This window comes from Streptomyces sp. NPDC003035 (genome assembly GCF_042888285.1).
Taxonomy (GTDB): Bacteria; Actinomycetota; Actinomycetes; order Streptomycetales; family Streptomycetaceae; genus Streptomyces.
Genome location: NZ_JBIAPJ010000007.1, coordinates 314,719 through 327,959 on the forward strand (window position 1 = coordinate 314,719; position 13,241 = coordinate 327,959).

Annotated in this window: 13 protein-coding genes and 1 tRNA gene; 6 read left to right on the forward strand and 8 right to left on the reverse strand. The window is 71.3% G+C overall.

Annotated features, from left to right (window positions below; all coding sequences use genetic code 11):
• Positions 1 to 52 precede the first annotated feature (52 nt).
• On the forward strand, positions 53 to 1,039 hold the full coding sequence (locus ACFYV5_RS23935; protein WP_355112034.1) for an aldo/keto reductase: 987 nt from the start codon (positions 53 to 55) through the stop codon (positions 1,037 to 1,039).
• A complete protein-coding gene (locus ACFYV5_RS23940) occupies positions 1,036 to 3,330 on the forward strand; it encodes a helix-hairpin-helix domain-containing protein (RefSeq protein WP_389171623.1) in 2,295 nt (764 codons plus the stop codon). The genes ACFYV5_RS23935 and ACFYV5_RS23940 overlap by 4 nt, the downstream gene beginning before the upstream one ends.
• 118 nt (positions 3,331 to 3,448) lie before the next feature.
• Here the strand turns inward: ACFYV5_RS23940 and ACFYV5_RS23945 are convergent, their stop codons facing one another.
• Positions 3,449 to 4,096: a hypothetical protein gene (locus ACFYV5_RS23945; RefSeq protein WP_389171626.1), complete on the reverse strand. Its 648-nt coding sequence runs from the start codon at positions 4,094 to 4,096 to the stop codon at positions 3,449 to 3,451.
• Between the two features lie 47 nt (positions 4,097 to 4,143).
• On the opposite strand from ACFYV5_RS23945, the gene ACFYV5_RS23950 reads away from it, so the two are divergent.
• Complete coding sequence (locus tag ACFYV5_RS23950) at positions 4,144 to 4,332, forward strand: DUF5703 family protein (protein ID WP_005319466.1); 189 nt, start codon at positions 4,144 to 4,146, stop codon at positions 4,330 to 4,332.
• Between the two features lie 51 nt (positions 4,333 to 4,383).
• On the opposite strand, the gene ACFYV5_RS23955 is transcribed toward ACFYV5_RS23950, so the two are convergent.
• The 3 genes from ACFYV5_RS23955 to ACFYV5_RS23965 all read right to left on the reverse strand — a co-directional run bounded on the left by ACFYV5_RS23955 (position 4,384) and on the right by ACFYV5_RS23965 (position 7,026).
• On the reverse strand, positions 4,384 to 5,154 hold the full coding sequence (locus tag ACFYV5_RS23955) for a chaplin (RefSeq protein ID WP_389171629.1): 771 nt from the start codon (positions 5,152 to 5,154) through the stop codon (positions 4,384 to 4,386).
• Between the two features lie 157 nt (positions 5,155 to 5,311).
• Positions 5,312 to 5,545 carry a chaplin ChpH gene (gene chpH, locus ACFYV5_RS23960; protein WP_355112039.1) on the reverse strand — a complete coding sequence of 78 codons (234 nt, stop codon included), beginning with the start codon at positions 5,543 to 5,545 and terminating at the stop codon, positions 5,312 to 5,314.
• A gap of 155 nt (positions 5,546 to 5,700) precedes the next feature.
• A complete protein-coding gene (locus tag ACFYV5_RS23965) occupies positions 5,701 to 7,026 on the reverse strand; it encodes a M20/M25/M40 family metallo-hydrolase (RefSeq protein WP_389171632.1) in 1,326 nt (441 codons plus the stop codon).
• A 210-nt stretch (positions 7,027 to 7,236) separates the two neighbouring features.
• On the opposite strand from ACFYV5_RS23965, the gene ACFYV5_RS23970 reads away from it, so the two are divergent.
• Positions 7,237 to 7,324: transfer RNA gene (locus tag ACFYV5_RS23970), tRNA-Leu, on the forward strand.
• Between the two features lie 79 nt (positions 7,325 to 7,403).
• Entirely contained in the window at positions 7,404 to 8,330 is a 927-nt protein-coding gene (locus ACFYV5_RS23975) for an RluA family pseudouridine synthase (protein ID WP_389171634.1), read from the forward strand.
• Here the strand turns inward: ACFYV5_RS23975 and ACFYV5_RS23980 are convergent.
• The 4 genes from ACFYV5_RS23980 to ACFYV5_RS23995 form a co-directional block, all read right to left on the reverse strand.
• Positions 8,314 to 8,943, reverse strand: a complete 630-nt coding sequence (locus ACFYV5_RS23980) for an MBL fold metallo-hydrolase (RefSeq protein WP_355112044.1) — start codon at positions 8,941 to 8,943, stop codon at positions 8,314 to 8,316. The genes ACFYV5_RS23975 and ACFYV5_RS23980 overlap by 17 nt on opposite strands.
• Positions 8,943 to 10,028 carry an S-(hydroxymethyl)mycothiol dehydrogenase gene (locus ACFYV5_RS23985; RefSeq protein WP_355112046.1) on the reverse strand — a complete coding sequence of 362 codons (1,086 nt, stop codon included), beginning with the start codon at positions 10,026 to 10,028 and terminating at the stop codon, positions 8,943 to 8,945. Before ACFYV5_RS23985 ends, ACFYV5_RS23980 begins: the two co-directional genes overlap by 1 nt.
• A 115-nt stretch (positions 10,029 to 10,143) precedes the next feature.
• On the reverse strand, positions 10,144 to 11,613 hold the full coding sequence (locus ACFYV5_RS23990) for an amino acid permease (RefSeq protein WP_389171638.1): 1,470 nt from the start codon (positions 11,611 to 11,613) through the stop codon (positions 10,144 to 10,146).
• Positions 11,614 to 11,806: 193 nt separating this feature from the next.
• Positions 11,807 to 12,508 (reverse strand): FadR/GntR family transcriptional regulator, encoded by a 702-nt coding sequence (locus ACFYV5_RS23995; RefSeq protein ID WP_389171641.1) that lies wholly within the window; start codon positions 12,506 to 12,508, stop codon positions 11,807 to 11,809.
• A gap of 145 nt (positions 12,509 to 12,653) precedes the next feature.
• Between ACFYV5_RS23995 and ACFYV5_RS24000 the strand changes: the two genes are divergently transcribed.
• Complete coding sequence (locus ACFYV5_RS24000) at positions 12,654 to 13,190, forward strand: gluconokinase (RefSeq protein WP_389171644.1); 537 nt, start codon at positions 12,654 to 12,656, stop codon at positions 13,188 to 13,190.
• Positions 13,191 to 13,241 lie beyond the last annotated feature (51 nt).

The following is a 13,241-nucleotide window of genomic DNA, read 5'->3' on the forward strand; positions in this document are numbered from 1 at the left end:
GGTTGTCCACAGGCTCTCTCCGCGTACGGTCTTGGCCAGTAATCTCGCGCCCATGGAGCAGAGGCATCTCGGACGTACCGGCCTGCGCGTGTCCCGCATCGGGCTCGGCACCCTGACGTGGGGCCGGGACACCGACGAGCACGACGCCGCCGACCAGTTGAAGGCGTTCTGGGACGCGGGCGGCACGCTGGTCGACACCGCGGACGTGTACGGCGGCGGCGAGGCGGAGTACGTGCTCGGGCAGCTCATGGAGCGGCTGGTGCCGCGGCGCGACCTCGTCATCTCCACGAAGGCGGGCAGCGTACCCGACCCCGACCGCCGGATGGACGGCTCGCGCGGGCATCTGCTGGCCGCGCTCGACGCCTCCCTGGCCCGTCTCGGCACCGACCACGTGGACCTGTGGCAACTCCACGCCTTCGATCCGCACACCCCGCTGGAGGAGTCCCTGCAGGCGCTGGACATCGCCGTGAGCACCGGACGCGCGCGGTACGTGGGGGTGTCGAACTTCTGCGGGTGGCAGCTGGCGAAGGCGGGGACCTGGCAGCTCGGCGCCTCCGGCGCGGCGCGGACCCGGCTGGCGGCGACGCAGATGGAGTACTCGCTGCTGCAGCGCGGTGTGGAGCGGGAGGTGCTGCCGGCCGCCCTCGATCTGGGGATAGGTCTGCTGCCGTCGTCACCGCTGGGCCGGGGGGTGCTGACGGGCAAGTACCGCAGCGGCACCCCGACGGACTCGCGGGGCGGTTCGGAGACCATGGCTCCCTTCGTGGAGCCGTATCTGGACGAGGCGGCGAGCAGGATCGTGGACGCCGTCGCGACGGCCGCGGACGGCCTGTCCGCGACGCCGCTCCAGGTGGCGCTCGCCTGGGTGCGCGACCGGCCCGGGGTGACCGCCCCGATCGTCGGCGCGCGCAACGCGCGGCAGCTCACGGCGGCTTTGTCAGTGGAGAGCCTTAGTCTTCCTGACGAGATCTGCCGGGCGCTCGACGATGTGTCCGCACCCGTGCACCGCTATCCGGACCAGGACTGGAGCACCCTGTGACCGAGCCTTCCCGGGAGACCCCTCCCGAGGCAGCCGAGCCCGTGCCGGGCGAGGACGAGGCCGCGACGGACCGCCCCGCGGAGGGCGCCGACGGCGTCGGAGACCATGCGGTCTCCGCCGACGCGCCGGCGGAGACCGAGGGCGACGACGCCCGGTCGGCCACGGGCGAGCCGTCCGAACAGGACGGCCCGGCCGAGGGCACTCCCGATCAGACCGCCGACGGAGCCACCGACGGCGCCGCCGACGAGGCTTCGGTGGGCGACTCGGCCGACGAGGTCGTGAGCACCGACGGCGGAGAGGTCGGGGCCGCCGACGGCGAGGAGGCGGCCAAGGCGGCCGCCGAGCTCTCCGAGGCACAGGCCGAGCTCGCGGCGCAGCGGGAGTTGCGGGCCCGGATCGAGCAGCGCAAGGCGGAGAAGGCGGGCCCCGTCGCCGCGGGCGCCAAGCTCAGCGGCAAGGCGGCCGATCTGCTCGCGGCGGTGCGTGCCGTCGAGAGCGGTACGACAGCGGGCAGCGCGTTCCTGGAGGCGCCCGAGCCGGAGCCCCGGCGTCCCGCCCCCGCGGCGGCGCCGGCCACGACGGTGCGCCCGGCCCCGGTCGAGAAGGCCGCGGCCTCCACCGAGACGCTGGCGGCCGTGCGGGAGGTCCTGGCGCGCGGAGGCGCGCCGGAAGCGCTGACCGGGCAGGTCGCCGCGGTGCTCGGCGAGGGCGCCCCCGAGGCGCTGCGCGAAGACCCGTGGCGACTGCTGTCGGTGCCCGGGGTCCAGCCCGAGCACGCGGACGGCTTCGCGCGGGCCCTGCTCGGCGCGGAGTGCGGCCCAGGCGATCCACGCAGGGCGGTCGCCCTCGTGGCCTGGCTGCTGGAGCGGGCCGCGCTGAAGGGGCATACCGCCCTGGAGGAGGCGGCCGTCCGGACCGGACTGGCCTCGCTGTCGGTGCCCGACCCGGACGAGGCCGTCCAGCAGGCGATCTCCGAGGGCGCGGTGCTCGTGTTCCAGGAGGAGGACGACCAGGCCGTCCAGGAGGACACCGAGGACGAGCGGGAGCCCGCGCCGGAGGCCCCGGACGTCCCCGTCCTGCTCGGGCTCGACCGGTACGCCCTCGCCGAGGAGAGCCTCGCCGACGGCCTCGCCCGGCTGGCCAAGACGGTCACCGCGGCGACCTGGGACGGGCCGGAGCTGGTCCGTGCCGCCGGAGCACACGGGCTCGTCGCGCACACCGGCGGCGAGGCGGCCCGCAGCGAGCCGGTCGCGCTCGCCGAGGCCGCACGGGAGCGGGGCCTGCGGGTCGCGGTGGCGGCGCACAGCGAGAACGGGGTCCGTCGCCTCGGTACGCAGGCGCTCACGGTCTCCGCCCTGCTGTCCGGCGCGGCAGGACCGGGTCGGGACGAGGAGGGTGCTCTCGCCCTGGACCTGCTGGTGGTGCTCGACGCGCCGCAGCTGGATGTCGAGACCGCCGCGATGCTCGTGGAGTCGCTGCCCGACGGCTGCCGTCTGGTGCTGAGCGGCGACCCCGGTGTCCTCGGCTCGGCGGGTGCCGGCCGGGTGTTCGGCGATGTGCTGGCCGCCCGGGTGTGCCCGCAGGTCGCGTCCCGCGTCCCCGATCCCGGCCCGCTCGGCGAACTCGTCTCGGGCATCGGCATCGGTGAGCTGAACCAGGTGGCCGCGCCCGGCAAGGAGGTCGTGATCGTCCCGGTCCGGGACGCGGGCGAGGCCGTTCACCGGTCCGTCCAGCTGGTCGCCGACTCGATTCCGCGGGCGATCGGTGTCCCGGCCGAGCAGACGCAGGTGATCACGGTCGGCCACGGCGGCTCGGCGGGCACCCGCGCGCTGAACGCCGCGCTGAAGCAGCGGCTCAACCCCGGTCCGGGCCGCTTCGGCGGCTTCGACCCGGGCGACCGGGTGGCGTATGTCCCGGCCCCGGGCCGCACGGTGATCGGGACGGTCGTCTCGGCCGACGCCGAGGGTCTGTGGCTGGAGTGCGAGGGCGAGAAGCTCGTCGTACCGAAGGAGCGGGTGGAGTCGGCCCTGCGCCACGGCTGGGCGCTCACCGCGCACCAGGCGGCCGGGATGCGCTGGCCCGCGGCGGTGGTGGTACTGCCGGGCGATGCGGCCCAGGGCCTGAGCCGGGCCTGGGTGTACACGGCCTTCGGCCGGGGCGAACGCCATCTGTCGGTCGTCCACGGCGTGGACCAGGCGCTGCCCCGCGCCGTGGCCGAGGGGGTGGTCCAGGAGCGCACGACCCGGCTGCGGCCGCTCCTGGAGGCTCTCCTGGCCGTCGAGGAGGAATGACCCGGGGCGGGTGACGTACGGCGGAGGGCGGGACACCGTGTGGGTGTCCCGCCCTCTGTCGTACGCCTCGGACGTCCCGCTGCCTCGGACGTCCCGCTGTCTCAGGCGTTCTGCTGTCTCAGGCGTTCTGCTGCTCCAGGCCGTCGTCCAGCTCGTCGTCGAAGACCGCGCTGACGTCGAAACGGCAGACGATCCGCTCGGGATCGGCCTGCTCGAAGGGGGCGTTCAGCCACTCCCCCGGCTCCGGCAGCTCTTCGGCGGCGGAGACCCAGAGGGTGGAGTCCCCCTCCTCCAGACCGAACTCCTTGTGCCGCGAGGCGATTTCGTCCGGTTCGTACTCGCCGAAGAGGACACCGAGCGCCGCGTGCGTGCTGGCGCCGACGACGGGCACCGCCTCCGAGTCCTCCTCGTCGTTCTCCAGATCGGCGATGCGCTGGGCCTGGGCGAGCAGCCGCTGTGGCTCCACCACCGCGTAGTCGCGACGGATCAGCACGCTGAGGGCGTGCGGCTCCTCGGGACCGGCGTAGGGCGGCAGCGAATCGTCGGCTCCCGGGATCTCGAAGGGGGTGACCTCGTCGTACCGGTCGTAGAGCCGCTCGTCATAGGCCTCGGCCGCCGAGGCGAGGGCGTTGAAGGCTTCGTAGACGGCCGGGTCGTCGTCCCCCGAGCGGCGTTCGACCGCCTCGAGGTGACGGTCCAGTGCGGCTTTGACCGCCTCGGCGGCGGCACGTACCTCGGCAGCGGTGGGCTGCGCAGCATCAGACATGGGACGCACGCTATCCGTACCGGGGCTGTGCCCGCACAATAGATGCGATGCCGGAATACGAATTTGTCGACGTGTACGTGCCGCGCGGCGTCTCCCGCAAGGAGGCGACGCGGCTTCTGACCGACCATGCCGAGTACGGGCACTGGGAGTTGGACCGACTGAGCCTGCACCGGGACGGCAGCCGCAGGGTGCGGCTGCGCCGGCGCATCATCCGTCAGGTCCGCGCCACCTGGTGACATGAGAAGGGGGCCCCGCCGTGCGGGGCCCCTCCGCGGTGCGTGACGGTCCTAGGCGGACCGGCGGGCACGGCGGTAGAGCACCGAGCCTGCGAGGAGCAGGCCCGCGCCGGCCGGGACGATCATCCCGAGCGGACCGGATCCCGTCTCCGCGAGCTCCTCGGTCGCCTCGGGCTGGGTGATCGTGTGCGTATCGGGCGTGTTCGGCCCGATCGGCGTCCCGGGCCCGTCCGACTCACCCGCGTCACTGGGGCCACCGGGAGTCCCAGGGTTGCCGGGCGTGCCCGGGTTGCCGGGGTTCCCAGGATTACCCGGGTTGCCGGGGTTCCCAGGGTTGCCGGGATTACCCGGGTTGCCCGGGTTGCCCGGCTCGCCGGGGTGGCCCGGGTGCGTCGGCTCGACGCCGTTGGCGCACTCGTTGCCGAACGCCGGATTGATGGCGCCGATGACCGAGACGCTGTTCCCGCAGACGTTCACGGGGACATGGACCGGCGCCTGGACGTTGTTGCCGGAACCGATACCGGGCGAATCGCTGGTGCCGCCCTCCGCCGAGGAGCCGCCGCCCCGCTTGCCGGGCTCGGAGACGTTGGCGCACTTGTTGCCGAACGTCGGATTGAGCAGCCCGACGACGTTGACGCTGTTTCCACAGACGTTCACCGGAGCGTGAACCGGCGCCTGGACCGAATTACCGGACGCCACACCCGGCGAATTCGAGGCCGTGCCGTTCGCGCCCGAATCCGCATGCGCATGACCACCCCCGAGGGCGAGCACACCGCCCGCGGCCGCAATGGTGATCAGGCCCTTGCGCGTGACCTGTCGCATAGTTGTTCCCTGCCTTCTCGGCTTCTGGCTTCTGAGCTTCAGAAGAAGAGGGCCACCGGGCGCCACGCCCGGGGCTGGAATGGCCACCGGCCCCGGAGTGCATGGCACGCACTCCAGGGCCGGACCGGCTCAGACCCTTACGGGTCGAGGCACAACGTCAGGCGTTGACGCAGGTGTTGCCGAAGGTGGGGTTCAGCAGCCCGATCACGGAGACCGTGTTGCCGCACACGTTCACGGGGATGTGAACCGGCACCTGGACGACGTTGCCCGAGATCACGCCGGGGGAAGCGAAAGCAGCACCCTGAGCACCCGAGTCGGCAACGGCCATGCCCGCACCCGCGAGAACGAGACCGCCCGTGGCAGCCGCAGCAGCGACGACCTTCTTGATCATTATTCCTCCTTGTTGGCAAATGCGGCCCCAACCACGGACCGCATCACCTGTAACGAGGGGAAAGTTTTATGGCTACGAGCGTATGAGTTCATTCACCCTTTCCGGTGACGTTCGCACGCGCGCCTGATTACTGGAGCCATGCGAGCGAGGCAGGTTCAGGACGCGTCGATGAACCGGTCGAGGACACGGACGCCGAACTTCAGACCGTCCACGGGAACGCGCTCGTCCACGCCATGGAACATCCCGGCGAAGTCGAGCTCCGGCGGAAGCTTCAGCGGGGCGAAGCCGAAGCAGCGGATGCCGAGGTCGTCGAAGGACTTGGCGTCGGTGCCACCGGAGAGCATGTACGGCACGGCACGGGCGATCGGGTCCTCCGCCTTGAGGGCCAGCTGCATGGCGTCGACGAGGTCGCCGTCGAAGCTGGTCTCCAGGGCCTTGTCCCCGTGCACGTCCTCGCGCTTGACCTTCGGCCCGAGGATCCGGTCGAGGTCGGCCAGGAACTCCTCCTCGTAACCGGGCAGGAACCGTCCGTCGACATGCGCCGTGGCCTGACCCGGGATGACGTTCACCTTGTACCCGGCGCCGAGCATCGTCGGGGCGGCGGAATTGCGCAGCGTGGCGCCGATCATCTTGGCGATACCGCCGAGCTTGGCGAGCGTGGCCTCCATGTCCTCCGGGTCGAGCGGGGTGCCCAGGGCGTCCGAGAGCTCGTCCAGGAAGGACCGTACGGTCTTGGTCATCCGCACCGGCCACTGGTGGCGGCCCAGACGTCCCACGGCCTCGCACAGCTCGGTGATGGCGTTGTCGTTGTTGGTCATCGAGCCGTGGCCGGCCGTGCCGTCGACGGTCAGCCGCATCCAGTGCATGCCCTTCTGGGCCGTCTCGACCAGGTAGAGCCGCAGGTTCTCGTTGACGGTGAAGGAGAAGCCGCCGACCTCGCCGATGGCCTCCGTGACCCCGTCGAAGAGGCCCCGGTGCTTGTCGACCAGGTAGCGGGCGCCGTAGGTGCCGCCCGCCTCCTCGTCGGCGAGGAACGCGAGGACGATGTCGCGCGGGGGCTTGCGGCCGCTGCGCATCCGGTCCCGTACGACCGCGAGGGTCATCGCGTCCATGTCCTTCATGTCGACCGCTCCCCGGCCCCAGACGCAGCCGTCGGCCACCTCGCCCGAGAACGGGTGGTGGGTCCAGTCCTCGGCGTTCGCCGGCACGACGTCGGTGTGCCCGTGGATGAGCAGGGCCGGCCGGGAGGGGTCCTCGCCCTCGATACGGGCGACGGTGGAGGCGCGCCCCTTGTGCGACTCGATGATCTTCGGCTCGAGCCCGACCTCCGCGAGCTTCTCGGCGACGTACTCCGCCGCCGCCCGCTCGCCGGGGCCGGAGTGGTCGCCGTAGTTGCTGGTGTCGATGCGGATGAGGTCCCGACAGAGGTCGACGACCTCGTCCTCACCGGTGACGCTCCGGGCCGTGTTCGACTCGCTCACGCTGCTTCCTCCCACTACGTGCCCCACGTGCTTGCTGCCGGTCGTCCCCATCCTCCCGCGCGCGGCCCCCGGGACCCAAGGGCGGCCACCGGCCGACATACGGCTGTCACACGGTTCCCGGCCGGAACGGGGGTGGTGATCGGCCACTCTGAATGTTTGCTATGGTTTTCCACGTCGGAACGGCCGAGCGGCCGGAAAGACAGACACCTTGTCCGGGTGGCGGAATGGCAGACGCGCTAGCTTGAGGTGCTAGTGCCCTTTATCGGGCGTGGGGGTTCAAGTCCCCCCTCGGACACCAGCGAAGGACCCCACACCATGTGGGGTCCTTCTTGTTTGTGGATGCATGCTTGTTTGTGGATGACACGGCGGTGATTCCGGTGAGACGCAGAACGAAGCCCCCGGCCGCGCCGTTGCCCCAGCGGGAGGGGATCGATCCGGTCCGGGTGCGGTTGCCCGAGGATGTGGACGGGGTCTGGGGGACCGTCGGGGATCATCTGCGGGATCGTTTCGGGGGTGCCGTCGGGGGTGCGCGGGTGGCGGAGATGGTGCGGGGCGGGCGGTTCGTCGGGGTGGACGGGGTCGTGTCCGGGGAGGAGCCGTACACCGCCGGGATGTATCTGTGGTTCCACCGGGACTTTCCGGTGGAGGAGCGGGTGCCCTTCGAGATCGGGGTCGTGTACCGGGACGAGCGGATCGTGGTCGTCGACAAGCCGCACTTCCTCGCGACGATGCCGCGCGGGCGGCATGTGACCGAGACGGCGCTGGCGCGGCTGCGGCGGGAGCTGGGGCTGCCCGAGGTGCAGCCCGCGCACCGGCTGGACCGGCTGACGGCGGGGCTGGTGCTGTGTGTGGTGCGGCCGGAGGACCGGGGGGCGTACCAGACGCTGTTCCGGGACCGGCTGGTCGGCAAGGAGTACGAGGCGGTGGCGGCGTACGACCCGGCGGTCGCGCTGCCGGTGACCGTGCGGAGCCGGATCGTGAAGGAGCGCGGGGTGATGGCCGCCCGGGAGGAGCCGGGCGAGCCGAACAGCGAGAGCCGGATCGAGCTGGTCGAGCGGCGGGGCGGGCTCGGACGGTACCGGCTGCTGCCGGCGACCGGGCGGACCCATCAGCTGCGGGTGCACATGAACGCCCTGGGGCTGCCGATCCTGCACGATCCGGTCTATCCCGTGGTGCGCGAGGACGGGCCGGAGGACTTCTCACGTCCGCTACAACTGCTCGCGCGGACGCTGGAGTTCACCGACCCGTTCTCGGGCGTTCCGAGGAGGTTCGAGAGCCGGCTGCGGCTCAGTGGCCTCGGTTGATCCACTCCTGGAGGTGCGGGGCCTCGGCGCCGATGGTGGTGGTGTCGCCGTGGCCGGTGCGGACGACCGTCTCCGGTGGGAGGGTGAGGAGGCGGTCGCGGATCGAGTCGACGATCGTGGGGAAGTGGGAGAAGGACCGGCCCGTCGCGCCGGGGCCGCCCTGGAAGAGGGTGTCGCCGGTGAAGACCGTGCCGAGGTCGGGGGCGTGGAGGCAGACCGCTCCGGGGGCATGACCGGGGGTGTGCAGGACCTTGAGGTCCGTGCCCGCGATGGTGAGGGTCTGGCCGTCGGCGAGTTCCCCGTCCGGGGTGTGGTCCGGGTGGGTCTGCTTCCACAGCGGCTGGTCGTCCGGGTGGAGCAGGATCCGGGCGCCGGTGGCCGCGGCGAGGGCCGGGGCCGCGTCGATGTGGTCGTTGTGGGCGTGCGTACAGACGATCGCGCGCAGCGTCCGGCCGTCGAGCGCGGCGAGGATGGCCGGGGCGTCGTGGGCAGCGTCGATGACGATCGCCTCCGAGTCGTCACCGACGATCCAGACGTTGTTGTCGACGTCCCAGGTGCCGCCGTCGAGGCGGAAGGTGCCGGAGGTGACCAGGTGGTCGATACGGGCCGTCATCACAGCATCACCACCGAGCGCAGGACGTCGCCCTCGTGCATGCGGGCGAAGGCCTTCTCCACGTCGCCGAGGCCGATGGTCTCGGTGACGAAGGCGGCGAGGTCGATACGGCCCTGCTGGTGCAGGTCGATGAGCATGGGGAAGTCACGGGAGGGCAGACAGTCGCCGTACCAGGAGGACTTCAGCGCGCCACCGCGGCCGAAGACGTCCAGGAGCGGGAGTTCGAGCGTCATCTCGGGGGTGGGGACACCCACGAGGACGACGGTTCCGGCGAGGTCGCGGGCGTAGAAGGCCTGCTTGTACGTCTCCGGGCGGCCGACGGCCTCGATGACGACGTCGGCTCCGAATCCGCCGGTGAGCTCGCGGATCGCCTCGACGGGGTCGGTGGAGCGCGAGTTGACGGTGTGGGTGGCGCCCATCGTCCGGGCGGTCTCCAGTTTGCGGTCGTCGATGTCGACGGCGATGATCCGGGCGGCGCCCGCCAGGCGGGAGCCCACGATCGCCGCGTCGCCGACGCCGCCGCAGCCGATGACGGCGACGGTGTCGCCCCGGCCGACCTCGCCGGTGTTGATCGCCGCGCCGATGCCTGCCATCACTCCGCAGCCGAGGAGTCCGGCGACCTCGGGGGCGACGGACGGGTCGACCTTGGTGCACTGGCCGGCGGCGACGAGGGTCTTCTCGGCGAAGGCGCCGATGCCGAGCGCCGGGGAAAGTGCCGTCCCGTCCAGGAGGGTCATCTTCTGGCGCGCGTTGTGGGTGTCGAAGCAGTACTGGGGGCGGCCGCGCAGGCAGGCGCGGCAGGCGCCGCAGACCGCGCGCCAGTTGAGGATCACGAAGTCGCCGGGGGCGACGTCGGTGACGCCCGCGCCGACCGACTCGACAAGGCCCGCCGCCTCGTGACCGAGCAGGAAGGGGAAGTCGTCGTTGATGCCGCCCTGTTTGTAGTGGAGGTCGGTGTGGCAGACCCCGCATGCCTGGATCCTCACCACCGCCTCGCCCGGTCCCGGGTCGGGGACGACGATCGTCTCGACCCGTACGGGCTCGTTCCTGCCGGGGGCGATGACCCCTTGGACCTGCTGCGGCATAGGGCACTTCCCTTCCTCTGTAAGGCTCTTGGGTACCACTATCTCCTGACAGACGGCGAGACCCCCGTAGGTGGCACCTGCGGGGGTCTCTACCCGTGGGGGGTGCGGAAGGGGGTCAGCCCTTGTACGTCGCCGCGGTCGCCCGGACCCGCTTGCGGACCAGGAACCAGCCGCCGACCAGCATCAGCGCGATCAGCGGGAGGCAGTTCACCGTGGTGCGGCTGATGCCGCCGTCCATCCACATCAGGACCAGGACGGAACCGAGGAAGACCAGCGTGACGATCTGGGTGTAGGGGGCCCAGGGCAGCCGGTAGCCAGGGCGGGTGACCCGGCCGTCCTTGGAGCGGTTCACGAACAGCAGCGAGCAGACCATGATCATGGCCCAGGTGCCGATGATGCCGATGGAGGCGAAGTTCAGCACGAGCTCGAAGGCCTCGCCGGGCATGAGGTAGTTCAGGCCGACGCCGAGGACGCCGAAGGCGGCGGTCAGCAGGATGCCGCCGTAGGGGACGCCGCCCTTGTTCATGACGCCGGTGAACTTGGGCGCGGAGCCCGACAGCGACATGGAGCGCAGGATCCGGCCGGTCGAGTAGAGACCCGAGTTGAGGCTGGAGAGCGCGGCGGTGAGGACGACCAGGTTCATGACGCCGGCGGCGCCGGGGATGCCGAGCTTGTCGAAGACCGTGACGAAGGGGCTCTGGTCGCCGGAGTACGCGGTGTACGGGAGCAGCAGCGCGAGCAGGACGACGGAGCCGACGTAGAAGAGACCCACGCGCCACATGATCGAGTTGATCGCCTTCGGCATGATCTTCTCGGGGTTCTCGGTCTCACCGGCGGCGACGCCGCACAGCTCGACGGAGGCGTACGCGAAGACGACGCCCTGGATCAGCAGCAGCATCGGCATGACACCGCTGGGGAAGATACCGCCGTTGTCGGTGATGGTGGACAGGCCCGGGGTGTGGCCGCCGACGTCGTGCGAGGTCACGATGAGGAAGATGCCGATCAGCATGAAGGCGACGAGGGCGCCGACCTTGATGATCGCGAACCAGAACTCCATCTCGCCGAAGTACTTCACCGAGATGAGGTTGGCGGCGAGGACGACGGCGAGGGCGATCAGGGCGAGGATCCACTGCGGGACGTCGCTGAACATGGCCCAGAAGTGGGCGTAGGTCGCGGCCGCGGTGATGTCCGCGATGGCGGTGGTCGACCAGTTGAGGAAGTAGAGCCAGCCGGCCGTGTAGGCGCCCTTCTCGCCCATGAACTCGCGGGCGTACGAGACGAACGCGCCGGAGGAGGGGCGGTAGAGGACCAGCTCGCCGAGGGCGCGCACCACGAAGAAGGCGAAGACGCCGCAGACCGCGTAGGCGATGAAGAGGGACGGTCCGGCGTTGGCCATGCGGCCACCGGCGCCGAGGAAGAGGCCGGTGCCGATCGCGCCGCCGATGGCGATCATGTTGATGTGCCGGGACTTGAGGTCCTTGCGGTACCCGGCGTCACCGGCGTCGACGTGGGGGGACGCTCCGGATGCCGCCGCGGGTGGCGTGGCGGACAGCGTGTCGGCCGCAGGGAGGGTGCGGTCACTCATGGAGTTGTTCGCCTTCGTGAGGGGGGAGGGTCTGTGCGGTACCCGGCCGCGCGCGCGTGGAGGTCTTCCATCGCACGGCCAGCGGACATACTCACGGCAAGCGGCGTTCTGAGCAGTGGCCAATGTCACTGAACGCCCTTATTTGAGCTACTTCTGAGGTTGCTCGGGGGCGAAATGCCGGGGGGTGCCGGGTTTACGGGGCGAGAACGTCCAGTTCCTTGAGCGCGCCGACGGCGATCTGGCGGGTGAGCTCCTCGGCGCGGGCCGCGTTTCGCTCCCGTACCGCCTCGGCGACCTGGACGTGGAGGGTGACGGCGGCCGGGTCGGGGTCCTCGAACATCACCTGGTGGTGCGTACGGCCGGCGAGGACCTCGGCGACCACGTCGCCGAGCCGGGCGAACATCTCGTTGCCGGAGGCGTTCAGGACGACCCGGTGGAAGGCGATGTCGTGGACGAGGTACGCCTCCAGCTGCCGGCCGCGCGAGGTGGCGACCATGCCGAGGGCCTGCTCGGTCAGCTCGCGGCACTGCCCGGGGGTGGCGTGCAGGGCGGCGAGTCCGGCCGCGACCGGTTCGACCGCGGAGCGCAGCACGGTGAGCGAGCGCAGCTGACGGGGCCGGTCGGCGCCGGCCAGGCGCCAGCGGATGACCTGGGGGTCGTAGACGTTCCACTGCGCCGTCGGCAGCACGGTCACGCCGACGCGGCGCCGGGACTCGACCAGGTGCATGGACTCCAGGACGCGGACGACCTCGCGGACCACCGTCCGGGAGACGTCGAAGCGCTGGGCGAGCTCGTCGGTGCGCAGCACGCTGCCGGGCGGGTACTCCCCCGCGGTGATCGCGAGACCCAGGGTGGCGAGGACGTGCGAATGGAGCCCCTGGGCCGGTGTCGTCATGGGGTCAGCCTACGGGCGGACCAAGATCGGCAACAAAAAGTATGACTTTAATGTCACAGGCTCTTGAATACGTCGTACCCAATGGGTTTCATGAGCGCGACGGAATCGCGAGATCGATGTCGAAGAAGACAGCGAGGCACCACCCATGAGCACCCCTTCCCCGACGGTCGCCCAGGTCGTCGTCGTGATGGGCGTCGCCGGAACCGGCAAGACGACCATCGGCCCGCTCGTCGCGGACGCCTTCGGCGTCCCCTACGCCGAGGGCGACGACTTCCACCCGGCGGCGAACGTCGCCAAGATGTCGGCCGGCATCCCGCTGGACGACGCGGACCGCGGCCCCTGGCTCGACGCGATCGGGCGGTGGGCGCACGGCCGGGAAGGCCGCGGGGGGGTGGTGAGCAGCTCCGCGCTGAAGCGGATCTACCGGGACCGGCTGCGGGCGGCGGCCCCGGGCCTGGTCTTCCTCCAACTGACCGGCTCGCGCGAGCTGATCGAGGAGCGGATGGCCGAGCGCAGAGGCCACTTCATGCCGACCGCGCTGCTCGATTCGCAGTTCGCCACCCTGCAGCCCTTGCAGGACGACGAGGCGGGCGTCGCCGTCGATGTCAGCGGCTCCCCGGAGGAGATCGCCGCGCGGGCCGTCGCCGCGTTGCGCGGGCTCGCCGAACCCGCCGCCCACTGATCCCCGTACCGCCCCTCCCCCCTCCTGCCCCCACCCGTCCCCTAAGGAATC